This is a genomic window from Pantoea sp. UYEF8 (genome assembly GCF_040546285.1).
Taxonomy (GTDB): Bacteria; Pseudomonadota; Gammaproteobacteria; order Enterobacterales; family Enterobacteriaceae; genus Pantoea; species Pantoea brenneri.
This window is the reverse complement of record NZ_JBEPNM010000008.1, coordinates 44,306-67,912: the sequence shown is the minus strand read 5'-3', so window position 1 is coordinate 67,912 and position 23,607 is coordinate 44,306. Positions and strand designations below refer to the sequence as shown.

20 protein-coding genes and 1 other RNA gene are annotated in these 23,607 nt (G+C 55.5%); 6 read left to right on the top strand and 15 right to left on the bottom strand.

Annotated features, from left to right (window positions below):
- Positions 1 to 8: 8 nt before the first annotated feature.
- From ubiH to ABIB18_RS15555, 3 genes are read right to left on the bottom strand one after another with little or no spacing between them, the layout of a single operon-like run.
- A complete protein-coding gene (ubiH, locus tag ABIB18_RS15565) occupies positions 9 to 1,187 on the bottom strand; it encodes a 2-octaprenyl-6-methoxyphenyl hydroxylase (RefSeq protein ID WP_159223253.1) in 1,179 nt (392 codons plus the stop codon).
- Positions 1,184 to 2,506: a Xaa-Pro aminopeptidase gene (gene pepP, locus ABIB18_RS15560; protein WP_031375756.1), complete on the bottom strand. Its 1,323-nt coding sequence runs from the start codon at positions 2,504 to 2,506 to the stop codon at positions 1,184 to 1,186. The genes ubiH and pepP overlap by 4 nt, the downstream gene beginning before the upstream one ends.
- 59 nt (positions 2,507 to 2,565) lie before the next feature.
- Positions 2,566 to 3,144 (bottom strand): YecA/YgfB family protein, encoded by a 579-nt coding sequence (locus tag ABIB18_RS15555; protein WP_031375757.1) that lies wholly within the window; start codon positions 3,142 to 3,144, stop codon positions 2,566 to 2,568.
- Positions 3,145 to 3,314: 170 nt separating this feature from the next.
- Here ABIB18_RS15555 and zapA point away from each other — a divergent pair, with 170 nt between their 5' ends.
- From zapA to ABIB18_RS15540, 3 genes are all read left to right on the top strand, one after another.
- Positions 3,315 to 3,644 carry a cell division protein ZapA gene (zapA, locus tag ABIB18_RS15550; protein ID WP_031375758.1) on the top strand — a complete coding sequence of 110 codons (330 nt, stop codon included), beginning with the start codon at positions 3,315 to 3,317 and terminating at the stop codon, positions 3,642 to 3,644.
- A 39-nt stretch (positions 3,645 to 3,683) separates the two neighbouring features.
- Positions 3,684 to 3,867: non-coding RNA, 6S RNA (gene ssrS / locus ABIB18_RS15545), on the top strand.
- Between the two features lie 99 nt (positions 3,868 to 3,966).
- Complete coding sequence (locus tag ABIB18_RS15540) at positions 3,967 to 4,572, top strand: 5-formyltetrahydrofolate cyclo-ligase (RefSeq protein WP_354474737.1); 606 nt, start codon at positions 3,967 to 3,969, stop codon at positions 4,570 to 4,572.
- 217 nt (positions 4,573 to 4,789) lie between these two features.
- Here the strand turns inward: ABIB18_RS15540 and serA are convergent, their stop codons facing one another.
- Positions 4,790 to 6,028, bottom strand: coding sequence for a phosphoglycerate dehydrogenase (gene serA / locus ABIB18_RS15535; protein ID WP_031375760.1), 1,239 nt, complete (start codon positions 6,026 to 6,028; stop codon positions 4,790 to 4,792).
- A gap of 279 nt (positions 6,029 to 6,307) precedes the next feature.
- Positions 6,308 to 6,967 carry a ribose-5-phosphate isomerase RpiA gene (gene rpiA, locus ABIB18_RS15530; protein ID WP_046289231.1) on the bottom strand — a complete coding sequence of 220 codons (660 nt, stop codon included), beginning with the start codon at positions 6,965 to 6,967 and terminating at the stop codon, positions 6,308 to 6,310.
- 182 nt (positions 6,968 to 7,149) lie between these two features.
- On the opposite strand from rpiA, the gene ABIB18_RS15525 reads away from it, so the two are divergent.
- Positions 7,150 to 8,055: a LysR family transcriptional regulator ArgP gene (locus ABIB18_RS15525; protein ID WP_009087111.1), complete on the top strand. Its 906-nt coding sequence runs from the start codon at positions 7,150 to 7,152 to the stop codon at positions 8,053 to 8,055.
- A 36-nt stretch (positions 8,056 to 8,091) separates the two neighbouring features.
- Here the strand turns inward: ABIB18_RS15525 and ABIB18_RS15520 are convergent, their stop codons facing one another.
- From ABIB18_RS15520 to tkt, 7 genes are all read right to left on the bottom strand, one after another.
- Positions 8,092 to 8,814, bottom strand: a complete 723-nt coding sequence (locus ABIB18_RS15520) for an oxidative stress defense protein (protein WP_031375762.1) — start codon at positions 8,812 to 8,814, stop codon at positions 8,092 to 8,094.
- A gap of 144 nt (positions 8,815 to 8,958) precedes the next feature.
- Positions 8,959 to 9,582, bottom strand: a complete 624-nt coding sequence (gene argO / locus ABIB18_RS15515) for an arginine exporter ArgO (protein WP_031375763.1) — start codon at positions 9,580 to 9,582, stop codon at positions 8,959 to 8,961.
- Between the two features lie 127 nt (positions 9,583 to 9,709).
- Positions 9,710 to 10,591, bottom strand: coding sequence for a small-conductance mechanosensitive channel MscS (gene mscS / locus ABIB18_RS15510; protein ID WP_069728852.1), 882 nt, complete (start codon positions 10,589 to 10,591; stop codon positions 9,710 to 9,712).
- 192 nt (positions 10,592 to 10,783) lie between these two features.
- Entirely contained in the window at positions 10,784 to 11,863 is a 1,080-nt protein-coding gene (gene fbaA / locus ABIB18_RS15505) for a class II fructose-bisphosphate aldolase (RefSeq protein WP_031375765.1), read from the bottom strand.
- A 105-nt stretch (positions 11,864 to 11,968) separates the two neighbouring features.
- On the bottom strand, positions 11,969 to 13,132 hold the full coding sequence (gene pgk / locus ABIB18_RS15500; protein WP_031375766.1) for a phosphoglycerate kinase: 1,164 nt from the start codon (positions 13,130 to 13,132) through the stop codon (positions 11,969 to 11,971).
- 51 nt (positions 13,133 to 13,183) lie between these two features.
- The gene (gene epd, locus ABIB18_RS15495) at positions 13,184 to 14,203 is read right to left on the bottom strand and encodes an erythrose-4-phosphate dehydrogenase (protein ID WP_031375767.1); all 1,020 of its coding nucleotides are present in this window, start codon (positions 14,201 to 14,203) and stop codon (positions 13,184 to 13,186) included.
- A 308-nt stretch (positions 14,204 to 14,511) separates the two neighbouring features.
- Entirely contained in the window at positions 14,512 to 16,506 is a 1,995-nt protein-coding gene (gene tkt, locus ABIB18_RS15490; RefSeq protein ID WP_069728851.1) for a transketolase, read from the bottom strand.
- 271 nt (positions 16,507 to 16,777) lie between these two features.
- On the opposite strand from tkt, the gene loiP reads away from it, so the two are divergent.
- A complete protein-coding gene (gene loiP / locus ABIB18_RS15485; protein WP_031375769.1) occupies positions 16,778 to 17,533 on the top strand; it encodes a metalloprotease LoiP in 756 nt (251 codons plus the stop codon).
- A 59-nt stretch (positions 17,534 to 17,592) separates the two neighbouring features.
- Here loiP and ABIB18_RS15480 read toward each other — a convergent pair whose 3' ends face one another.
- The 3 genes from ABIB18_RS15480 to speA all read right to left on the bottom strand — a co-directional run bounded on the left by ABIB18_RS15480 (position 17,593) and on the right by speA (position 21,289).
- Positions 17,593 to 18,003, bottom strand: a complete 411-nt coding sequence (locus ABIB18_RS15480; RefSeq protein WP_031375770.1) for a YidB family protein — start codon at positions 18,001 to 18,003, stop codon at positions 17,593 to 17,595.
- 218 nt (positions 18,004 to 18,221) lie between these two features.
- Positions 18,222 to 19,142 carry an agmatinase gene (gene speB, locus ABIB18_RS15475; protein ID WP_031375771.1) on the bottom strand — a complete coding sequence of 307 codons (921 nt, stop codon included), beginning with the start codon at positions 19,140 to 19,142 and terminating at the stop codon, positions 18,222 to 18,224.
- A 170-nt stretch (positions 19,143 to 19,312) separates the two neighbouring features.
- Positions 19,313 to 21,289, bottom strand: a complete 1,977-nt coding sequence (gene speA, locus ABIB18_RS15470; RefSeq protein ID WP_072051014.1) for a biosynthetic arginine decarboxylase — start codon at positions 21,287 to 21,289, stop codon at positions 19,313 to 19,315.
- Between the two features lie 847 nt (positions 21,290 to 22,136).
- On the opposite strand from speA, the gene metK reads away from it, so the two are divergent.
- Positions 22,137 to 23,288 carry a methionine adenosyltransferase gene (gene metK / locus ABIB18_RS15465; protein ID WP_069728849.1) on the top strand — a complete coding sequence of 384 codons (1,152 nt, stop codon included), beginning with the start codon at positions 22,137 to 22,139 and terminating at the stop codon, positions 23,286 to 23,288.
- The last annotated feature ends 319 nt before the right edge of the window (positions 23,289 to 23,607 follow it).

Sequence of the window (23,607 nt, the reverse complement as noted above, 5' to 3'; positions counted from 1 at the left end):
CCTCTTTATTAACGCTTAACCCAGCCAAGCGTGCGCTCAGCCAGTTGATTTCGTAGCCACGGCAGATGATCCATCGCCAGCAGACCCAGATTACGCCCGATGACCAACGGCGTATGACGGTTGGCAAAGATACGCACTAAGCCGTCGGTAATACCGATGGTCGCGGCGCGATCCTGCTCACGGCGCTGCTGATAATGTTGCAGTACCGCATAGCTGCCGGGATCCTGTTGCTGTTGATGGGCTGACGCCAGCGTCTCGGCCAGCGACATTACGTCACGCAGGCCAAGGTTAAAGCCCTGTCCGGCAATCGGGTGCAGCGTCTGCGCCGCATTGCCGACCACCGCCACACGATGTGTGACCGGCTGCACCGCCCGTTGCAGCGCCAGCGGGTAGTATTCCCGCTGACCGGCATGGGTAAATTTGCCCAGCCGCCAGCCAAACGCCCGCTGCAGTTCACTGAGGAATTCGGCTTCGCTCCAGCGCGTGAGCGCGTCACGCTGTGACAGCGGATGGCACCACACCAGCGACAGGCGATGATCTGACATCGGCAACAGGGCCAGCGGACCGTGCTCGGTGAAGCGTTCAAACGCCTGCCCCTGATGTGGCAACGCCGTAGTGACGTTGGCAATCAACGCCAGCTGCTGATAGTCATCGGTTTGCCACTGAATGCCGCAGGAGGCGGCCAGCGCAGAGCGTGAGCCGTCTGCCGCCACCAGCAGATCGCCATTTAGCTGCTCGCCATTATCAAGCGTTACCGTTACCTGTTGCTCGCTGCGGCTGGCCTGAGTAACGCGAGCCGGACAGCGCAGAGTGATGCCCGGCGCTTTCTTCAGTTCAGTAAACAGACGCTGTCCGACATCAAACAGCTCTACCACCTGCCCCAGCGCCGGAATGTCGTAATCAGCTGCCGCCAGCGAAACAAAGCCCGCATGACCGCGATCGGAAACATGAATCCGGGTAATTGGCGTGGCGCAGCCGGCAATACGCTGCCACAGGTTGATATCGGCCAGTTGCTGGCAGGTGCCCGCCGCCAGCGCAATGGCGCGACCATCATAGCCGGGGTGTGCCCGGCTGGCGGGTTCGCTGCTTTCAATCAGCGTCACCGGCAACCGGCCCTGGGTCAGATGGGATATTGCCAGCGCCAGCGTCGCGCCGGTCATGCCGCCACCGGCAATCAGAATGCTCATGCTGTTTTTGCCGCCGCCATTAATGCTTCGATCGCTGCGGCATCCTTCACCACGCTGTCGGTAAGATTTTCATTGCCGGTTTCGGTGATCAGAATGTCATCTTCGATACGAATACCAATGCCGCGATATTCTGCCGGTACATCGGCATCCGGGCCGATGTAAAGCCCTGGCTCAATGGTCAGGACCATGCCTGGCTCAAGCACGCGATCGCGGCTGGGCGTGCCATAGTGACCGACATCATGCACATCTAACCCCAGCCAGTGGCTGAGGCCATGCATATAGAACTGACGATGGGCCTCTTCGGCAATCAGTGTGTCGACCTCCCCCTGCAGTACACCCAGCTCTACCAGACCGCTGACCATAATCTGCACCACTTCATCATTCACTTCGCGGATGCTGATCCCCGGCCGGAACAGGCTGAGCGCGGTATACAACGATGTCAGTACGATGTCATAGAGTGCGCGCTGCGGGGCACTGAATTTGCCGTTAACCGGGAAGGTGCGGGTAATGTCACCGGCATAGCCGTGGAATTCGCAGCCAGCGTCGATCAGCACCAAATCGCCATCACGCAGTTCGCTTTCATTCTCGGTGTAGTGCAGGATGCAGCCGTTTTCACCGGCGCCAACGATGGTGTTGTAGGCGGGAAAGCGCGCCCCGTGGCGATTAAATTCGTGATGGATTTCGCCTTCGAGCTGATATTCAAACATCCCTGGGCGGCAGGCCTGCATCGCGCGGGTATGGGCCAGCGCGCTGATTTCGCCAGCACGGCGTAACAGCGCAATCTCATCCGCATCTTTGAACAGGCGCATCTCATGCACCCATGGACGCCAGTCTGTCACCGTGGCCGGTGCGCTAAGATTCTGGCGGAAACCGCGGCGCAGTTTATCCAGCGCGTTAAACACCAGCGTGTCAGCTTCCGCATATTCACCCTGCGCGTGGTAAACCACATCCAGACCGTTGAGCAGCAGGTGCAGTTGCTCACCAATATCGTTCCACGGCAGGGCGCGATCGACACCCAACGTTGCCGGTGCCGCATCCTGACCCAGACGACGCCCGAACCAGACTTCTGCTGTCAGATCGCGCACCCGGTTAAACAGGACGCTATGGTTGTGCGTTTCATCACTTTTAATCAGCACCAGCAGCGCCTGCGGCTCGTTGAAGCCAGTGAAATACCAGAAGTCGCTGTTTTGACGGAATGAGTATTCAGTGTCGTTGCTGCGCGTCACTTCAGGCGCGGCAAACAGCAACGCGGCGCTGCCAGGAACCATTTTCGCTAACAGCGCCTGTCGACGCTGCTGGAATCTGTCCAGTGAAATCATCTCTGCACTCCCTGTAATCTGACCTGTTTAAACTGACCAGGTGACCCGTTATCGTAAGCTTAGTGTAGCGTCGGTTTCTGGACTTCTGGCGCGGTCGGCTGTGGACGGGTAAAGGTATCGTGGCACAGCAGCGCTGCAACACGGACATACTCAATCACCTCTTCCAGCGACTGCTCCAGCTCTTCCTGATCTTCATCTTCTTCGTAACCCAACTGGGCGATGGTGCGTAAATCATCAATCGCCTCACCGGTTTCGCCAGTGACTTTATCCAGTTTAGGCTGTGTCACGCCAAGGCCGAGCAGAAAATGATTCACCCAGCCGGCCAGCGCGTCGGCGCGATCGAATACCGTGATGTCATCATCGCTGGGTAACAGCAGCTGAAACAGGAATCCCTCATCTTCCAGGGTGGTGGCGATATTTTCATGCAGTGCCTGTAACGGCATCGACAGGCTTTGTGAAAACGCCATGCCTTCATTGGCCAGATCGTGCACCAGAGTCTTCCAGCTGGGGTCCTGATTGCCGCCGCACAGGATGCCGCTCAGCAAGCCATGCATTTCTGCGGGGGTCATTCCTACGCCCTGCTGTGAGAGCGCCGCCGCCAGCGCGTTGTAATCGGGGGTTGCGTTCTGTAAGGACATAAGTTTTCATCGTCGTTGGCAGAATAAGTTCGTGTTATGCTACCACTAGCTGCCTCAAGGTTTCCAGAAAAGGGGTTGTAACTTATTTCGCGGGTCTATATAGTTGCCCGCCTCCCAAGCCATTGACTGCTAAGGGAGTTGCGGGCGAAGTAATCAGTCAGGAAGGTGGCATGTCTGCACAACCGGTAGATTTACAAATTTTTGGTCGTTCGTTGAGAGTGAATTGTCCGCCTGAACAGCAAGATGCGCTGAATGCAGCGGCTGAAGATCTCAATCAACGGTTGCAAGATCTAAAAGTTCGCACTAGAGTCACCAATACAGAACAACTGGTGTTCATCGCCGCGTTAAACGTCTGCCACGAGCTGGCGCAAGAGAAAGTGAAAACGCGCGATTATGCTGCTAATATGGAACAGCGTATCCGTATGTTGCAGCAGACGATTGAACAGGCACTGGTTGAGCAAGGTCGCATCTCTGAGCGTGAGGGTGCGAAGTTCGAATAAAACTTCATGGTTGCTATAATCAGGTAACGGTGAGGTAAATTTTCTCTGAGATGTTTGCATGTGGGCCAGTCCCCTGAGCCGATATTTCGAAAAAACAGAATGTGACGCTCTGTAACCTGTGTGCATGCTCGGTTCGTCCGAGAAGCCTGATGGTTACGACGGCATGTTCACCTTGAACCAAGGGTTCAAGGGTTACAGCCTACGGCGGCATCTCGGAGATCTCTCTTCTGTAGTTCCCAGCGCGTCCTCTTGTGGTCCCGGTATTTTTCCCCAACTGTCATGTTATAGTTGCTTCAACAGCGACTTATCCGGCGGGGAAACCATGTCTGACTCTTCTCAGCTTCAGCTTCAAGGCCAGCGCCAGGCGATTCGCCAGCACGTCCGTCATCTGCGGCACGCACTGACCGATGAGCAGCAGGAACAGGCGGCAGAGCAACTCGCTGAACACGCCCTCAATTACGCCCCGATCACTGCCGCACAAAACGTGGCGTTGTTTCTGTCGGTCGATGGCGAACTCAACACCCGCCCGCTGATTGCCCGACTGTGGCAGCAGAAAAAGCAGGTCTTCCTGCCGGTTTTACACCCTTTCTCGCCCGGCAACTTACTGTTTCTGCGCTACTCAACCGAAACCCAACTGGTGCGCAATAAGCTGCGCATTCCCGAGCCGCCGCTGGACATCCGGCAGTTGATTACCCTGGATCAGCTTGATGTGATGATGGTGCCGCTGGTGGCTTTCGACCAGTATGGACAGCGCCTGGGGATGGGTGGCGGTTTTTACGATCGCACCCTGCAAAACTGGCGGCAGCACGGTTTCCTGCCGGTGGGCCTGGCGCACGACTGTCAGCGCGTCGATAGCCTGCCGGTGGCCGGCTGGGATGTGCCTTTGCCAGCGATAATGACGCCGTCAAAACTCTGGCAGTGGGAGTAGACGTTTGGAATGAAGGAGGCGCAATGAAGCGCCTGATATTTCTGGCAAAGTCTGTCCGATGAGTGGTGAGATCGGGCCAGCGCAGGGAACACGGCCAGATCGGAAAGACGCAAAAGCTGCCATCCATGACACGCCCGGCCCACGCGATTACGCACCTCATCCCTGAGGTACGCCCGTAGCCGGGCCAACGCGTTGCGTTACCTGCGGTGCAGTTTGCTTAGTAAAGCAGACGGGCGCGGATGGTGCCCGGAATCGCTTTCATCAGCTGTAACGCTTTGTCAGCCAGCTCTGGCTCAGCATCAATATCAATCACCACGTAGCCCATAAATGGCGATGTCTGCAGATACTGCGCCGCAATGTTGATGCCCTGCTCAGCAAAAATCTGGTTGATCGCCGTCAGCACGCCAGGACGGTTTTCATGGATGTGCAGCAGACGGCTGGCGCTGACGCCATGCATCGGCAGTGACACTTCCGGGAAGTTAACCGCTGACAGCGTGGAGCCGTTATCGGAGTATTTCGCCAGCTTACCGGCCACTTCAATACCGATATTCTCCTGCGCTTCTTCCGTCGATCCGCCAATGTGCGGCGTCAGGATCACGTTATCAAACTCACTAAGCGGCGAGATGAACGGATCGCTGTTAGTCGCAGGCTCAACCGGGAAGACGTCGATCGCGGCGCCGCCAACCTGTTTACTGGCCAGCGCCTCGCACAGCGCCGGAATATCCACCACCGTACCGCGTGAGGCGTTAATCAGCAGTGCGCCAGGCTTCATCTGCGCCAGCTGCTCAGCACCGATCATATTCTGGGTGGAGACCGTCTCCGGCACGTGCAGGCTGACCACATCGCTCATGTTAAGCAGATCCGCCATATGGCGTACCTGAGTCGCATTACCCAGCGGCAGTTTGTTTTCGATATCGTAGAAGAAAACGTGCATCCCCAGGCTTTCAGCCAGCACGCCCAGCTGCATGCCGATATGGCCGTAACCGATGATGCCCAGCTTTTTGCCACGCGCTTCAAACGAGCCTTTGGCATTCTTGTTCCAGATACCGCGGTGGGCTTTGGCATTGGCTTCCGGGATGCCGCGCAGCATCAGCAGCATTTCGCCAATCACCAGTTCCGCCACCGAGCGGGTGTTGGAGAACGGGGCGTTAAACACCGGGATACCACGGCTGGCAGCAGCCTGCAGATCAACCTGGTTAGTCCCGATGCAGAAACAGCCGACCGCGACCAGCTTCTCAGCTGCGGCAAAGATCTCTTCGGTGAGTTGGGAGCGGGAACGGATACCAATAAAGTGTGCATCACGGATCGATGCTTTTAACGCGTCGGAGTCCAGCGCGCCCTTGTGGAATTCGATGTTGGTGTAGCCTGCAGCCCGCAGGTTTTCCACCGCGCTCTGATGGACACCTTCCACCAGCAGGAACTTAATCTTGTCTTTTTCCAGTGATACCTTTGCCATTTCCCGACCCTATTCAGAATTCATTGAGGACTGCCATAAGCCAGCCTTCTGTCAAAATATCAAAAAATACGCGTCCGGCAATACAAACGATTGCCTGCCCGACAGCACGGCAAGGCTCAGCAACAGCACATTGCCGTACAAAATCGTGATGTCTGCGATGAAGGGAGAACGAACCCGCTGTGGATGACGCTAATGTGACATAAGTCACCAAATTTCACCCTGGCGAGAAAAGATGTTTTGCGGGCAGAAATAACCGGCGCCGTAATGACGCCGGACAGATCATTTTTTGATGGTTTTAACCCCGTCAGGCCCGCCAATCAGTGCGATATCGGCACCCCGAGCGGCAAAAAGACCGACGGTGACCACGCCGGGCAAGGCGTTGATGGTTTTTTCCAGCGCTATAGGATCGAGAATGCGCAGATTATGCACGTCGAGAATAATGTTGCCGTTATCGGTGACCACGTTCTGACGGTATTCAGGTAATCCTCCGAGTTTAACCAGCTGACGCGCCACGTAGCTGCGCGCCATCGGGATCACTTCAACCGGCAGCGGGAAACGGCCCAGCACGTCGACCTCTTTGGAGGCGTCAGCAATGCAGATAAAGGTTTCAGCCACCGCGGCGACGATTTTCTCACGCGTCAGCGCGGCTCCCCCGCCTTTGATCATCTGCATCTGCGGATTGATCTCATCGGCACCGTCGACGTAAACCGACAGAATGTCGATCTCATTCAGATCGAACACCTGAATCCCCAGGCTTTTCAGCTTCTGGGTTGAGGCGTCGGAACTGGAGACCGCGCCCTCAATCTGATGCCTGACCGTCGCGAGCGCATCAATAAAGTGGGCCGCGGTCGATCCGGTGCCGACGCCGACAACCGTACCAGGCTGCACATAATCGAGTGCAGCCCAGCCTACGGCTTTTTTCAGTTCATCCTGGGTCATGGTATGTTTAAAACCTGTGCGACAACGAAGTGCGCGTAGTATAAAACAAGGCTGACTGAAATTGCTCGGGTGACAGACGCGGATTTATCGCTTTGGAAGCCAGACCACAAAAAACACGCGGTCGCTCACAGGTGACACTTTTGTGGCATAGTAACGTCCACCCTGAAGGAGAGAAAATAACAATGAAACGCCCGGATTATCGTACGCTTCAGGCGCTGGATTCAGTGATTCGTGAACGCGGTTTCGAACGCGCCGCACAGAAATTATGTATCACGCAGTCGGCGGTTTCACAGCGTATCAAGCAGCTGGAGAATCTGTTTGGTCAGCCACTGCTGGTGCGTACCGTCCCGCCTCGCCCGACCGAACAGGGCCAGAAACTGCTGGCGCTGTTGCATCAGGTAGAGCTGCTGGAAGAGGAGTGGCTGGGCGATGAAAACAGCGGTACTACGCCGCTGCTGTTGTCGCTGGCGGTCAACGCCGACAGTCTGGCAACCTGGCTGCTGCCTGCGCTGAAAGATGTGCTGGCCGACTCACCGGTACGGCTGAATTTGCAGGTAGAAGATGAAACCCGTACCCAGGAGCGTTTACGCCGTGGTGAAGTGGTCGGTGCCGTGAGTATTCAGCCCCAGCCGTTACCGAGTTGCCTGGTGGATCAACTGGGTGCGCTCGACTATCTGTTCGTCGCATCACGTGACTTTGCCGACCGCTTCTTCCCGAACGGCGTCACCCGTTCTGCCCTGCTGAAAGCGCCTGCCGTGGCGTTTGACCATCTGGATGATATGCATCAGGCGTTTCTGCAGCAAAACTTCGATCTGTCGCCGGGCAGCGTGCCCTGCCATATCGTCAATTCATCGGAAGCTTTTGTGCAGATGGCGCGACAGGGTTCGACCTGCTGTATGATCCCGCACTTGCAGATTGAGCGCGAGCTGGCAAGCGGTGAGCTGATTGATTTGACGCCCGGCCTCTATCAGCGCCGGATGCTCTACTGGCATCGCTTCGCGCCGGAGAGCCGTCTGATGCGGCGGGTGACCGATGCGCTGATCGCGCACGGACATCGCGTGCTGCGTCAGGATGACGTCGCCGCGTAACCACAAAAGAAAACGGGGCGCAGGCCCCGTTTTTCATTATGGCGTGTTCGGTTTGATCTCGAACACCACATCGACCTGATCGTCAAAGTTGATGCTTTGCTGATCGTAGGTTTCCTGAGCCGACGTATCGGCAGCAGCGGCGGCCTTATACATACGGTTCATCGGCATCGGCTGGTAGTTGGCGACCTGATAGCGAATGCTGTAGATCGAGCCCAGCTGGGCGTTGAAACCGGCTGCCAGCTCTGAAGCTTGCTGAGTAGCATTTTTGATTGCCGCTTTGCGGGCCTGCTGCTTATAACTCTCCGGATTGGCCACGCCTAACTCAACGCTGCGAACCTCATTCAGGCCGGACTTCAGCGCGCCATCCAGCAGATCGTTGAGTTTGTCCAGCTGACGCAGAGTCACCTGCACCTGACGCACGGCACGATAGCCTTTCAGTACCGATTTACCCTCTTTGGTGTAATCGTATTCTGGCTGGGTACTCAGGTTAGCAGCATCGATATCTTTCTTCTCAATGCCATTTTTCTGCAGAAAATCGAAATACTGCGCAACCCGGCTATCGGCCTGCTTTTTCGCATCGGCGGCATCTTTTGATGACACGTTAACCACGATGGATAAGGTAGCGATGTCCGGACGGGCATCGACCGTTGCCTTACCCGAGGTCACGACGTGCGGCCCATTCGGCAACTCATCAGCTTGTACGCCGGGCAGTGCCCCTGCGCTCATTATTGCGGCCAAAGCCAATGCTTTCAGTTTCATGAAAGTCCTCCTTGAAAAGGTCAATATGACGGCTTCCAACCGGCGAAGCCCAAAAGCGCATCGGTATGCGCCATGCTTTGAGTGGTCATTATGGCAAAAGTTCGCCCTCAGCGCGGCAATTACCGCAGCCTGTTCGGGTGAAGTTTAAAAACCGGCGAGTCCCTGACGCGCCAGTTGCAGGGCAATAAACCACATCACCACCCCGACCAGCAGGTTAATAATGCGCTGTGCTCTGGCGGTGCGCAGCCGTGGTGATAGCCAGGCGGCCAGCAGCGCCAGGCCAAAAAACCACAGGATAGAGGCGCTGATGGTGCCCATGGCGAACCACTGGCGGGCGGTCGTGGTGGGTAGCTGACCGCCCAGACTTCCCAGTACCACGAAGGTATCGAGATAGACGTGCGGATTCAGCCAGGTCACTGCCAGCAGCGTGGCGATAATCCGCGCCCTTCCCTGCTTCAGCGGCTGGCCGTCGGCTAAATCAACGCTGCCGCTAAAAGCAGTACGCAGCGCGCCCCAGCCATACCACAGCAGAAAAGCCACCCCGGCCCAGGTGATCAGCATCAACAGCAATGGCGACTGGTTCAGCAAGGCGCTGCCGCCGAAGATACCACCGCAGATCAGCACAATATCGCTCAGTGCGCACAGTGAGGCGGTCATCAAATGATACTGGCGTTTTACGCCCTGATTCATCACGAACGCGTTTTGAGGTCCCAGCGGCAGGATAAGCGCAGCACCAAGAGCAAGCCCTTGAAAATAGAGAGTCAGCACCGGATTAAGTCCCGAGAAAGTTAAGATGGGACGCAGTATAAAGAGGCTGGATGATTAGCGGAAATTGAAATAATTAATCTATAATTAGAGAAATTAATGGGCGACGGTGGCCGCCCATTGAGAGAGATTACTGTGGCTGAGCCGGAGATGACACTGCGTCAGATGGTGTTTGCTGATGCAGATGCACATCCAGCTGCGGATAAGGAATGCCGATCTCTTTGGCATCCAGCGCCCGCTTGAAGTTCTTCAGCAGGTCCCAGTAGACGTTCTGCAGATCGCCGCTGTTGCTCCAGCAACGCACCACAAAGTTCATTGAAGAGGCAGCCAGCTCGTTCAGGCCAATCTGAATGCCCATCTCTTTCAGCACCCGGCTATCGGCTTCAACTACCTGCTGCAGTAATGCGATCACCTCATCAACATCCGCATCGTAAGCAACGCCAATGATGAACTCATTACGGCGGATCGGTTCACGAGAGAAGTTGACGATGTTCCCACTGATAATCTTGCCGTTCGGCACCACCACCACTTTGCCATCGGCCGTTTTCAGGGTGGTTGAGAAGATCTGCACCTGCTGTACCGTGCCCATTACGCCGCCCAGATCGACGAACTCGCCGGTGCGGAACGGACGGAAAGTCACCAGCAATACGCCGGCTGCCAGGTTAGAGAGCGATCCCTGCAGCGCCAGACCAACGGCCAGACCCGCCGCACCCAGTACCGCAATCACCGAAGCGGTCTGGACCCCAATCCGTCCCAATGCCGCGATAATGGTGAAGGCAATCACCCCGTAGCGAACCAGCGCAGAGAGGAAGTCAGCCACGGTGGCATCAATGTGTCGTGCGCGCAGCAGACGGTTTACGGTGTTAGAAATGATGCGGGCGATGATCATCCCGACGATAATGATGGCGATAGCCGCCACAATATTGACGGCATAGCTGAGGATCAGCGCCTGATTGCGCACCAGCCAGCTGCCTGCGTTCGTTAAGCCATCGACGACGTGTAAATCTTCCATTAATAAGCCCTGTAATTGGATTCCCGCCGGGAATAAACAAAAACTGCCAGATGTAATCCGACACCCCGTGATCTAGGGTAATCAATTATTGTTTGAAGCGCCAAACAGCGGGTCGTTTAACCGCAATTTTCTGCCGCAGATGCATAAAAAAAGGCCCTTTCGGGCCTTTTTTGTACGCTAACTCACTGACTATTACAGTACGTCGACAGCGTTAAGCTCTTTGAAAGCCTGCTCCAGACGGACCACCATAGAGGCCTGGGCTGAACGCAGCCAGACGCGTGGGTCGTAGTATTTTTTGTTCGGCTTGTCAGCGCCTTCCGGGTTACCCAGCTGCGACTGCAGATAGCCTTCGTTCTTTTTGTAATACTGCAGGATACCGTCCCAGGTCGCCCATTGGGTATCGGTATCGATGTTCATCTTGATCACGCCGTAGCTGATAGACTCTTCGATTTCTGCAGCAGAAGAACCTGAACCACCGTGGAAAACGAAGTCCAGCGCGTTGTGCGGCAGACCGTGTTTTTCACACACGTATTTCTGCGAATCGCGCAGAATGGTTGGGGTCAGTTTCACGTTGCCTGGCTTGTAAACGCCGTGCACGTTACCGAATGATGCCGCGATGGTGAAGCGCGGGCTGATGGCATTCAGTTTTTCGTAGGCGTAGTTAACATCTTCTGGCTGGGTGTAAAGTGCAGACGCGTCCATGTGGCTGTTGTCGACGCCATCTTCTTCGCCACCGGTGCAGCCCAGTTCGATTTCCAGCGTCATGTCGATTTTCGCCATGCGCGCCAGGTACTTGCTGCTGATTTCGATGTTTTCTTCCAGTGATTCTTCAGACAGGTCGATCATGTGAGAAGAGAACAGTGGCTTACCGGTTTTCTTGAAGTGCTCTTCGCCTGCGTCCAGCAGACCGTCGATCCACGGCAGCAGTTTCTTGGCACAGTGGTCAGTATGCAGGATAACCGGCACGCCGTACTGTTCTGCCATCAGATGCACGTGGTGTGCGCCAGCGATAGCACCGAAAATGGCTGCGCCCTGTGGCTTGTCGGTTTTGAAACCTTTACCGGCGATAAACGCGGCACCGCCGTTAGAGAACTGGATGATGATCGGCGCTTTCACTTTCGCCGCTGCTTCCAGTGCCGCATTGATTGAGTCGCTACCGACGCAGTTTACCGCTGGCAGTGCGAATTTGTTCTCTTTCGCAACTTTGAAGATCTTCTGTACGTCATCACCAGTGACAACGCCGGGTTTTACGAAATCAAAAATTTTAGACATGATTGTGTCCTGTTTCGTGACCGTTGATCCCCTGTGGGGACCTCGATTTAAACGCCCTGACGGGCAAGACTTCAGGCGATGCCACCCGGCATCGCCCCCAAAGGATTACTGCTTCGCACGCTCTTCCAGCATGGCAACGGCTGGCAGTTTTTTGCCTTCCACGAACTCGAGGAACGCGCCGCCGCCGGTCGAGATGTAGGAAATTTTATCTTCGATACCGAACAGGTCGATGGCCGCTAAGGTGTCACCGCCGCCTGCGACAGAGAACGCTTCGCTGTCGGCAATCGCGTTCGCCACGATTTCGGTGCCTTTACGGAAGTTCGGGAACTCAAAGACGCCAACCGGACCGTTCCACAGGATGGTTTTTGCCTCCTTCAGAATGGCGGCCATTGCCTGAGCGGTTTCATCACCGAAGTCCATAATCTCTTCGTTATCCGCCACTTCCGAAACCTTTTTCACGGTTGCCGGGGCAGTTTCAGAGAATTCCGTGCCAACGCGTGAATCGGTTGGAACCGGGATGCCGTACTGGTCACGCAGGCCTTTAGCCGCTTCAACGAAGTCTGGCTCATACAGCGATTTACCGACGTTGTTGTCGATAGCCACGAAGGTGTTAGCGATGCCGCCACCGACGATGACGGTGTCAGCAATTTTCACCAGCGACTGCAGTACGTCGAATTTAGTCGACACTTTAGAACCGCCCACTACAGCGACCAGCGGACGCTCCGGGTTGCTCATCACTTTACCCAGTGCTTCCAGTTCTGCAGACAGCAGCGGACCGGCACAGGCGATTGGGGCAAATTTGCCGACGCCGTGGGTAGAAGCCTGCGCACGGTGTGCGGTACCGAACGCATCCATCACGAACACGTCGCACAGGGCTGCGTATTTTTTAGACAGCGCTTCGTCATCTTTCTTTTCGCCTTTGTTAAAGCGAACGTTTTCCAGCACCACCAGTTCGCCAGCGCCGACTTCAACGCCGTCGAGGTAATCTTTTGCCAGGGTCACATTGGTGCCGCTCAGCTTCTCTTTCAGGTAGTTAACTACCGGCAGCAGCGAGAACTCTTCAGTGTATTCACCTTCGGTCGGACGACCCAGGTGAGAGGTAACCATCACTTTCGCGCCCTGTTTCAACGCCGCTTCGATGGTAGGCAGAGAAGCACGGATACGTGCATCTGACGTCACTTTCCCTTCTTTCACTGGTACGTTGAGATCGGCGCGGATCAGAACGCGTTTGCCAGCAAGATCCAGATCGGTCATCTTAATTACAGACATGGTGAACCCTCTCGTTGATTCTCATAAGTTTTGCCAGGCGCAAACCGCGCCCTACCTGAAACCGCTTGCGGCCATTGCTAACGTCGTGTCGAGCATTCGGTTAGCAAAGCCCCATTCGTTATCACACCAGACCAGGGTCTTGATCAGGTGTTGACCACTGACCCGCGTTTGGGTGCCGTCCACAATGGCACTGTGCGGATCATGGTTAAAATCGACTGAGACTAACGGTAATTCCGTATAGTCAACTATACCACGAAATGCCCCTTCTGCCGCGCTTTGCAACAAGGCGTTAACTTCGCACGCCCTGACCGACTGGCGTACAGAAACGCTGAGATCAATCGCCGTCACGTTAATCGTTGGCACGCGCACGGCAATCGCCTCAAAGCGATCGTTGAATTTCGGAAAAATACGGGTAATGCCGGCCGCCAGACGGGTATCCACCGGAATGATCGATTGGCTGGCAGCCCGGGTACGACGCAGATCGCTGTGATAGGCATCGATCACCTGCTGATCGTGCATCGCTGAATGGATGGTAGTCACGGTGCCGGACTCAATGCCAAACGCGTCATCCAGCAGTTTGATCACCGGAATAATACAGTTGGTGGTGCAGGAGGCGTTCGAGACGATGCAGTCAGTCGCTTTCAGCCACTGCTGGTTAACGCCATACACCACCGTGGCATCGAGATCGTTGCCGCCCGGATGCGAGAACAGCACTTTCTTCGCGCCCGCCTGCAGATGCGCTTCGCCATCGGCGCGCGAACCGTAGACACCAGTACAATCCAGCACCACGTCGACGTCGAGTTCGCGCCACGGCAGATCGGCAATCTCAGCACGGTGTAAAATGCGCAGGGTATCGCCGCCGACCCACATCACGTCGCGTTCCTGCCGCACATCAAAGGCAAAACGGCCGTGGCTGGTGTCATATTTCAGCAGATGCGCCATACCGGTCGCTTCGGCCAGCTCATTGATGGCAACGACGGTGATCTCAGCACGACGGCCGGTTTCATACAGCGCACGCAATACGTTGCGTCCAATACGGCCAAAACCATTTATTGCTACCCGTATGGTCATCTCTCTCCTGCCACGTCAGACGGAAAAAACGTGCCGTTAGCCTGAGCGCTTCGCTGTAGTTTGTACAGGAGATTCTTACCCGGCATTGTCTGAAACCGGGGCGATCTGCCCGGCAACTGAAACGGTTCAGCCACAATAAAGGATGGGAGGAATAACAGGAATGATTGTGATCAATCGGACTGCGTATATTTGGATCTGTGTCACAAAACGACGCAAAAGATAGTTATTACTACAGGAATAAAAACGAAAGGGACGCTTGAGGCATCCCCTGATTTGAATCAGGCGGGTGTGAACCCGCCTGACTGATGTTACGCCAGCAGCGCTTTCGCTTTGGCGACAACGTTATCGACGGTGAAGCCGAACATTTCGAACAGCTGATCGGCCGGTGCTGATTCGCCGAAGCTGGTCATGCCGACGATAGCGCCGTTCAGACCGGTATATTTGAACCAGTAATCAGCGATACCCGCTTCGATAGCTACGCGTGCGCTGACCGCTTTCGGCAGCACAGATTCACGGTAAGCATCGCTCTGCTTGTCGAACGCATCGGTTGATGGCATAGAGACCACGCGCACCTGACGACCTTCGCTGGTGAGTTTATCCCAGGCACCGACCGCCAGTTCAACTTCTGAACCGGTAGCGATCAGGATCAGTTCAGGCGTCGCGTCGCAATCTTTCAGTACGTAGCCACCGCGCGCCACGTTAGCCAGTTGCTCAGTGCTGCGCTCCTGCTGCGCCAGATTCTGACGCGAGAAGATCAGCGCTGTCGGGCCATCTTTACGCTCAATGGCATATTTCCATGCCACCGCCGATTCAACCTGGTCACACGGACGCCACAGGCTCATGTTCGGCGTGGTGCGCAGGCTGGCCATCTGCTCTACCGGCTGGTGAGTCGGGCCATCTTCGCCCAGACCGATTGAGTCGTGGGTGTAAACCATGATCTGACGGATCTTCATCAGTGCCGCCATACGCGCCGCGTTACGCGCATATTCAACGAACATCAGGAAAGTAGCGGTGTACGGCAGGAAACCGCCGTGCAGCGCCAGACCGTTAGCAATCGCGGTCATACCGAATTCACGCACGCCGTAGTGGATGTAGTTACCCGCGGCGTCTTCGTTGATCGGCTTAGAGCCAGACCAGATGGTCAGGTTGCTTGGCGCCAGATCGGCTGATCCACCCAGATATTCTGGCAGAATTTTACCAAAGGCTTCGATGGCATTCTGTGACGCTTTACGGCTGGCGATTTTAGCCGGGTTAGCCTGCAGTTGTTCGATAAACTTCTGCGACTCCTGCTGCCAGTTAGCCGGCAGCTCATTGCTGACGCGACGTTTGAACTCGGCGGCCAGCTCAGGGTGTGCCTGAGCGTAAGCGGCGAATTTCTTATCCCAGGCCGCTTCTTTTGCCTGGCCCGCTTCTTTAGCGTCCCACTCGGCGTAGATATCAGAGGGAATAACGAAAGGAGCATGTTCCCAGCCCAGCTGTTTGCGGGTCAGTGCCACTTCATCATCGCCCAGCGGGGCACCGTGCGAGTCATGGGTGCCCGCTTTGTTCGGTGAACCGAAACCAATAACGGTTTTGCACATCAGCAGCGACGGCTTATCGCTGACGCTTTTCGCTTCGTCGATCGCTTTAGCAATCGCATCAGCATCATGACCATCTACGCCACGCACCACGTGCCAGCCGTAGGCTTCAAAGCGTTTTGCCGTGTCATCAGTGAACCAGCCATCAATATGACCGTCGATAGAGATACCGTTGTCATCATAAAACGCCACCAGTTTGCCCAGTTTAAGGGTACCGGCCAGTGAGCAGACTTCGTGTGAAATACCTTCCATCATGCAGCCATCACCCATGAAGACATAGGTATTGTGGTCTACGATGTCATGGCCCGGACGGTTGAACTGTGCCGCCAGCGTGCGCTCAGCAATGGCGAAACCGACCGCGTTAGCGATGCCCTGCCCCAGCGGACCGGTGGTAGTTTCAACGCCTGCGGTGTAGCCATATTCTGGATGACCTGGAGTTTTTGAGTGCAGCTGACGGAAGTTTTCCAGCTCGCTGATCGGCAGATCGTAGCCGGTGAGGTGCAGCAGGCTATAAATCAGCATGGAGCCGTGACCGTTGGAGAGCACGAAGCGGTCGCGGTCGGCCCACAGCGGATTAGTTGGGTTGTGATTCAGGTAGCCGCGCCACAGAACTTCAGCGATGTCCGCCATGCCCATCGGGGCACCCGGATGTCCCGATTTAGCTTTCTGTACTGCATCCATACTTAACGCGCGAATGGCGTTGGCAAGCTCTTTACGAGAGGGCATTTTCTACTCCAGGTCGGATTAATGCTTCGCGCCTTAACTTATTGTTATTAATCAGTTATCGGGCAAAACAAGGAAAAAGTTGCAGATCAATGTACATGAAAAACATGGCAAAAGTACATGCTGTAAAACGCTAAATGTGCCCGCTTCGTCTGGCTTTTCCGGCGATGTCTGCTAGCAAAGCGCTGAGTGGCGCGCTATAACCGAAGGGTTTAATCACCTGGCAGTGTTTCAGGTGTTTGTTTTTCTTACCTTGTTATGAATGGGATACGGAATGAAAATCCAAAAAACGGTAGTAGCTCTTGGGCTGGCAACGCTGCTGAGTGGCTGTCAGGGTTTAGATAATAACGCGTTGATGCAGTCGGGCGCCCAGGCCTATCAGGCCTACACCCTGAGCGATGATCAGGTGAAGCAGCTGAGCGATCAATCCTGTGAGCAGATGGACAAAGAGAATCAGGTTGCACCCGCCAACAGTGAATATCAGCAGCGTCTGAATAAAATTGCCGCCGCGCTGGGCGATAACATCAATGGCGTGCCGGCTAACTACAAGGTTTATCAGACCAAAGACGTTAACGCCTGGGCGATGGCCAATGGCTGTATTCGCGTCTATAGCGGCCTGATGGATATGATGGATGATAATGAAGTGGAAGGCGTGCTGGGCCATGAGATGGGCCACGTGGCGCTGGGCCATACCCGCAAAGCGATGCAGCTGGCGTATGCCACCACCGCCGCCCGCACGGCTGCGGCCTCTGTCGGTGGTGTGATCGGTTCGCTGTCGCAGTCGCAGCTCGGCGAACTGGGCGAAAAACTGGTCAATGCCCAATTCTCACAGACGCAGGAAAGCCAGGCTGATGATTACTCTTACGATCTGATGAAGAAGCGCAACATCGATCCAATGGGTCTGGCGACCAGTTTCGAGAAGCTGGCAAAACTTGAGCAGGGACGCCAGAGCTCGATGTTTGATTCGCACCCGGCGTCTGAGGCGCGCGCCCAGCACATCCGCGAGCGCATTGCAGCAGACAGCAAATAATCTTCACCTGCGGAGCGCGTACCCGGTGCGCGCTTTCGCCCGCTGAGTCAGGCAGATCGCTAACGCTTGAATATCTGATCCACCATCGAGCCTAAATCCAGCTTATTGTCGTGCAGCGCCTGCTCATCCATCCGTCCCTGCGGCGACATTTTATCGATCAACTGTGGCAGCAGCGCCGCCAGCGTGCCCGATGCGCCTTTGACGTCGGTGCCAAGCTTATCCGCCAGTGACTGCAGTTCCTCCTGACCAAAGGCCGACTGAATCTCGCTGTGGCCCACCGGATGATTATCGCCGGTGCCGATCCACGAGCTGAATATCTCGCCTAATCCCCCCTGCTGGAACTTATGCAGCAGTACCTCAATACCGCCCTGCTCCTGCACCCAGTGCCAGACCGCCTGCAACTGCCCGGGCGGGTGCCCTTCACTCTGACCGCCGTCCAGTGCGCCTGCCAGTTCATCAAGAAAGCCCATGGTCATCTCCACTCTGCGATTTTTACGCTGTAAGTTTAGTTGCAGATAGCGGTTCGCGCCTGGCGGACCTGAAGGAGATAATCGGGGTTTAAAGCAGGGGATGGTGCAGAGGGCGTGACGTGTGGTGACGATCAAAGCGGCGTCCACCCGACAGGCAGAACGCCGCTTTCAGTGCTGACAAGCTGGCCGGGCTTACGCAGTCCGGCCAGCGTGGCGCATCAGCCTTTATTTACCGCCTGCACGTGCAGCATATCCAGTGCCAGAGTGGCCGCGGCCAGCGCAGTCAGGTCGGCGTGATCGTAGCCTGGCGCCACTTCCACCAGATCCATACCGACAATGTTCATGCCCTGCAGACCGCGAATCAGCTTGGTGGCTTTATCGGTGGTCAGTCCGCCAATGACCGGCGTACCGGTGCCCGGCGCGTGTGCCGGATCGAGGCAGTCGATATCGAAGGTCAGATAGACCGGCAGATCGCCCACGGTGCGTTTCACTTCGGCCAGAATGTCATCGACACTGCGATCGTTAACCTGCGCCGCATCCAGCACGTTGAAGCCAAGGCTCTTATCAAACTCGGTACGGATACCGATCTGAACTGAGTGTTGTGGATCGATCAGACCTTCTTTCGGCGCGGTGAAGAACATGGTGCCGTGGTCAAAGGTCGGGCCGTTGGAATAGGTATCGGTATGCGCATCAAAGTGAACCAGCGCCATCTTACCGAAGTGCTTCGCATGTGCGCGCAGCAGCGGCAGTGTCACGTAGTGGTCGCCGCCAAAGGTCATCATGCGTTTGCCGTTCGCCAGCAGTTTTTCGGCATGCGCCTGCAGTTTGTCAGAAAGATCCTGCGAGTCACCAAAGGCATAGACCAGATCGCCACAGTCAACCACCTTCAGGCGCTGACGTAGATCGAAATCCCACGGCCAGCGGCAGCCTTCCCACGCAAGGTTGGTTGAGATCTGACGGATAGCGCCCGGGCCCAGACGGCTGCCTGGACGGCCCGATGTGGCGGCGTCAAATGGAACGCCGGTGATCACCCACTCTGCATCGCTGTCGTAAGGCTGGAAGTTGAGCGGGAAGCGCATGAAACCAAAGGCGTTTGAGACCAGGGAGTTGTCGTACTGGTTGCCGAGGGTATTGTACATAGATCGTCCTCTCTATTGGCATCAGTCGGGCCAGGCCCGCGAGCCATTAAGCTATAGATGAAAAAAATCCCCTCCGCGTCGTTAGGCCCGACGAGGAAGGGATTGTATGCGTCAGATTATCGACATTTCACCGGCAACTGCAATATGAGATTGCCGGCGATCTGAACCGATTACTCGTCTTCCAGATAGGTGTAACCGTACAGGCCGCTCTCGAATTCTTCGAGGAACTGCGCACGCAACTCGTCATCCAGATCGGAGGCCTGCACCTGATGACGGAACAGTGCCATCAGTTCGTTCGGATCGAGCTGCACGTAGCGCAGCATATCCGCCACGGTGTCGCCTTCGTCCGACAGCTGAACTTCGACGTCGCCATTCTCACGGGCATAGACATCCACCGCTTCGGTATCACCGAACAGATTGTGCATGTTGCCCAGAATTTCCTGGTAAGCGCCGACCATAAAGAAGCCCAGCATCGGCGGATTATCCACGTCATATTCTGGCATCGGCATGGTGGTGGCGATGCCGTCACCATCAACGTAGTGATCGATGGTGCCATCGGAATCACAGGTGATGTCGAGCAGCACGGCGCGGCGCTCCGGCTTCTTGTTCAGCCCTTCCAGCGGCAGTACCGGGAACAGCTGATCGATACCCCAGGCATCCGGCATCGACTGGAACAGCGAGAAGTTAACGTAGATCTTATCCGCCATCCGTTCCTGCAGTTCGTCGATGATCGGACGGTGCGCGCGGTTGCTCGGATCAAGATGCTGCTGAATGTAGTGGCAGATGCTCAGATAGAGCTGCTCAGCCCAGGCGCGCTGTTTCAGATCGTAGGTGCCGGACGAATAACCGGTATGGATATCAAACAGATCCATCTGGCTGTCGTGCAGCCATTCACGCAGCGAACGACGGGTGTTCGGCTCGTGCATCTCCTGCCAGGTTTCCCACATGCTGACAATCGGGCGCGGTGCATCAGCATCCGGCGTTTCCGGGTTACTGAACTCGTTACGCTCAACACCGATGATGTTAGAAACCAGAACCGTGTGGTGCGCGGTTACCGCACGTCCCGACTCGGTGATCACCGTAGGATGCTCCAGGCCGTGCTCATCACAGGCATCACCAATCGCCCAGATGACGTTGTTGGCATACTCGTTCAGGCCGTAGTTGACTGAGCAGTCAGACTGCGAGCGCGTTCCTTCGTAATCCACGCCGAGACCGCCGCCCACGTCGAAACACTTGATGTTAACGCCGAGCTTCGCCAGCTCAACGTAGAAGCGCGCCGACTCACGCACGCCTGTGGCGATGTCGCGAATGTTGGCCATCTGCGAACCGAGATGGAAGTGCAGCAGCTGCAGGCTGTCGATGCGGCCCGCTTCACGCATAATCTCTACCAGCTTCAGTACCTGGGTCGCCGACAGGCCGAATTTCGACTTTTCGCCGCCGCTCGACTGCCATTTACCCGAGCCCTGAGAGGCCAGACGGGCGCGGATGCCAAGACGCGGCACCACGTTCAGACGCTCCGCCTCTTCCAGCACCAGCCGGACTTCGGTCATTTTTTCCAGCACCAGATAGACCTTGTGGCCCATCTTCTCGCCGATCAGCGCCAGACGAATGTACTCGCGATCTTTATAGCCGTTACAGACGATCACGGTACGGGTCTGACCAGCGTGCGCCAGTACCGCCATCAGCTCAGCTTTCGAGCCTGCTTCCAGTCCCAGCGGTTCGCCAGAGTGGATCAGCGATTCGATCACGCGTTTGTGCTGGTTCACCTTGATCGGATAAACCAGGAAGTAATCACCGGTGTAGCCGTAGGATTCACGCGCACGCTTAAACGCGGCGTTAATTGAGCGCAGACGGTGTTGCAGGATCTGCGGGAAACAAAACAGTGCAGGCAGACGCTGGCCCTGCGCTTCGCGCTCTTTGACCAGCCTGGCTAAATCGACGCGCACGTCCGGGCGATCCGGATCGGGGCAGACACTGATGTGACCCAGTTCGTTGACGTCGTAATAGTTGTTGCCCCACCAGGCAATGTTGTAGGTACGCAACATTTTGCTCGCATCCTGATCGTTCATTGCTACCTCCTGCATTGAGCGGAGTGCACCCTGTTCGCCAGCTGACGAACCCTTGATATTCTTTATGTCGTCAGACATCGCGAACCTCAATTTTCCGTTGAAAGATGAAACTGTTAACCGGCTTTCTGGCCGCTAATCTGGAAATTCGTTGCCACATTAAACGCAATGTCCTGTTCACCTGACGTTGCCGTCAGCGCGATTCACGCATGAGAGTTAAGTGTAAAACACCCTGGCCATATCCGTTGAAACCGAACGCATTTAACAGATTTGTATAAGAGGACCACGGATAACGTGCGTCGTTCAGCTGCGCACGCGCAGAGAAGAGACAAAACCGTAAGGATAGTGGTACAGATTAACCGGCGCTCGTGTCGGTAAAATTACCGCATCGAACATATTGTCGGCAGGACAGAGAAAGAGATGGGAGGCAGGAGACAGCCAGCGCAGCGCCGCAGCGCGCAGAACCGCAAGAAGAGAAAACGTGGTTCATTACTCGTATCACCTCCACACATGCCAGCGGCACATGGAACACAACTGGGTGAAAGCCAGACGCGAGTCTGACGGGCGCGACGCGATCTGTGGCGTCATCCTGATTGCTGCTACCAAAGCAGCGGCGTTTTATACAGTTTACAGCTGCAAAAAGCAAAAAGATTATCGGGGAAATGCGTGGAGTGTCAGGAAATTATGCCGATAGGCCCAACAGGTAAAATGCTGAAACAGAAAAAGGGCTGGTAATTCGCTCATCCTGTAACCTAAAATAGCCGTCCAGATGGTTTTCCATCTAAACAGGTTAATATCCAGGCGGTGTTGGCCTGCTGTGCTGACACAACCTCACTGCTCGCGGCTTTGCCTGAAGGGGCGTTAAGTCAGATGATACTCACTTGCGCTATGCAGTCGAATTCAAACCATTTGTAAGGTAAAGAACAGAATGGCTAAACACCTTTTTACGTCTGAGTCCGTATCAGAAGGACATCCTGATAAAATCGCCGACCAAATCTCCGATGCGGTGCTGGATGCGATCCTCGAACAGGATCCTAAAGCACGCGTGGCCTGCGAAACTTACGTTAAAACCGGTATGGTTCTGGTTGGCGGTGAAATCACCACCAGCGCCTGGGTCGATATCGAAGAGATCACCCGTAACACCGTACGTGAAATCGGCTATGTTCATTCCGATATGGGCTTTGATGCCAACTCCTGCGCAGTATTAAGCGCGATTGGTAAACAGTCTCAGGATATCAACCAGGGCGTCGACCGCAGCGATCCGCTGGAGCAAGGCGCCGGTGACCAGGGTCTGATGTTCGGTTACGCCACCAATGAAACCGACGTGCTGATGCCTGCGCCGGTGACCTATGCGCACCGTCTGGTGCAGCGTCAGGCTGAAGTGCGTAAAAACGGCACCCTGCCGTGGCTGCGTCCGGATGCTAAGAGCCAGGTCACTTTCCAGTATGACGACGGCAAAATTGTGGGCATCGATGCGGTGGTGCTTTCGACTCAGCACGCCGAATCCATCAGCCAGAAAGATCTGCAGGAAGCGGTGATGGAAGAGATCATCAAGCCGGTTCTGCCTGCAGAATGGCTGAGCGCCTCGACCAAATATCACATCAACCCGACTGGCCGTTTTGTTATCGGTGGCCCGATGGGCGATTGCGGCCTGACTGGTCGTAAAATCATCGTTGATACCTACGGCGGCATGGCACGTCACGGCGGCGGCGCGTTCTCAGGCAAAGACCCGTCAAAAGTGGACCGTTCAGCAGCCTACGCAGCCCGTTACGTCGCGAAGAACATCGTGGCGGCCGGTCTGGCAGATCGTTGTGAAATCCAGGTCTCTTACGCGATTGGCGTGGCGGAACCTACTTCCATCATGGTTGAAACCTTCGGCACTGAGAAAGTTTCAACTGAGCAGCTGACGCTGCTGGTGCGTGAATTCTTCGATCTGCGTCCGTATGGTCTGATTCAGATGCTCGACCTGCTGCACCCAATCTACAAAGAGACCGCTGCTTACGGTCACTTTGGTCGTGAACATTTCCCATGGGAAAAAACCGACAAAGCGGCACAGCTGCGCGAAGCCGCTGGCCTCTGATTTAAGCCGGAATGATCAAAACCCTGCCGCCGTGGCAGGGTTTTTTTATGCCTGATGCCGTTCAGTCAGCCTCAAATCCACTGTTACGCGCCCTGTCTGCAGCAAATTTTCTGATCTCAGCTACACTTCTTTTCGCCTTTTCTGACAACAAAATGTTAACGATTACAATTTGAAACGCTTTGTTTATCTGCTATTTAGGATTTACTCTACGTAGTTATTCTGCTGAAAATGCGTTATTTTCAGCGTCGTCTGATAGCCAATAAATAGAGCCTTGTCAGAAACTTAATGAGTGCTATACCTCACTGGTTAATTAACCTTT

Bases quoted from the DNA above. Each gene is read 5' to 3' on its own strand.
- ubiH (WP_159223253.1), bottom strand. From the start codon at position 1,187: ATGAGCATTCTGATTGCCGGTGGCGGCATGACCGGCGCGACGCTGGCG.
- pepP (WP_031375756.1), bottom strand. From the start codon at position 2,506: ATGATTTCACTGGACAGATTCCAGCAGCGTCGACAGGCGCTGTTAGCG.
- ABIB18_RS15555 (WP_031375757.1), bottom strand. From the start codon at position 3,144: ATGTCCTTACAGAACGCAACCCCCGATTACAACGCGCTGGCGGCGGCG.
- zapA (WP_031375758.1), top strand. From the start codon at position 3,315: ATGTCTGCACAACCGGTAGATTTACAAATTTTTGGTCGTTCGTTGAGA.
- ABIB18_RS15540 (WP_354474737.1), top strand. From the start codon at position 3,967: ATGTCTGACTCTTCTCAGCTTCAGCTTCAAGGCCAGCGCCAGGCGATT.
- serA (WP_031375760.1), bottom strand. From the start codon at position 6,028: ATGGCAAAGGTATCACTGGAAAAAGACAAGATTAAGTTCCTGCTGGTG.
- rpiA (WP_046289231.1), bottom strand. From the start codon at position 6,967: ATGACCCAGGATGAACTGAAAAAAGCCGTAGGCTGGGCTGCACTCGAT.
- ABIB18_RS15525 (WP_009087111.1), top strand. From the start codon at position 7,150: ATGAAACGCCCGGATTATCGTACGCTTCAGGCGCTGGATTCAGTGATT.
- ABIB18_RS15520 (WP_031375762.1), bottom strand. From the start codon at position 8,814: ATGAAACTGAAAGCATTGGCTTTGGCCGCAATAATGAGCGCAGGGGCA.
- mscS (WP_069728852.1), bottom strand. From the start codon at position 10,591: ATGGAAGATTTACACGTCGTCGATGGCTTAACGAACGCAGGCAGCTGG.
- fbaA (WP_031375765.1), bottom strand. From the start codon at position 11,863: ATGTCTAAAATTTTTGATTTCGTAAAACCCGGCGTTGTCACTGGTGAT.
- pgk (WP_031375766.1), bottom strand. From the start codon at position 13,132: ATGTCTGTAATTAAGATGACCGATCTGGATCTTGCTGGCAAACGCGTT.
- epd (WP_031375767.1), bottom strand. From the start codon at position 14,203: ATGACCATACGGGTAGCAATAAATGGTTTTGGCCGTATTGGACGCAAC.
- tkt (WP_069728851.1), bottom strand. From the start codon at position 16,506: ATGCCCTCTCGTAAAGAGCTTGCCAACGCCATTCGCGCGTTAAGTATG.
- loiP (WP_031375769.1), top strand. From the start codon at position 16,778: ATGAAAATCCAAAAAACGGTAGTAGCTCTTGGGCTGGCAACGCTGCTG.
- ABIB18_RS15480 (WP_031375770.1), bottom strand. From the start codon at position 18,003: ATGGGCTTTCTTGATGAACTGGCAGGCGCACTGGACGGCGGTCAGAGT.
- speB (WP_031375771.1), bottom strand. From the start codon at position 19,142: ATGTACAATACCCTCGGCAACCAGTACGACAACTCCCTGGTCTCAAAC.
- speA (WP_072051014.1), bottom strand. From the start codon at position 21,289: ATGTCTGACGACATAAAGAATATCAAGGGTTCGTCAGCTGGCGAACAG.
- metK (WP_069728849.1), top strand. From the start codon at position 22,137: ATGGCTAAACACCTTTTTACGTCTGAGTCCGTATCAGAAGGACATCCT.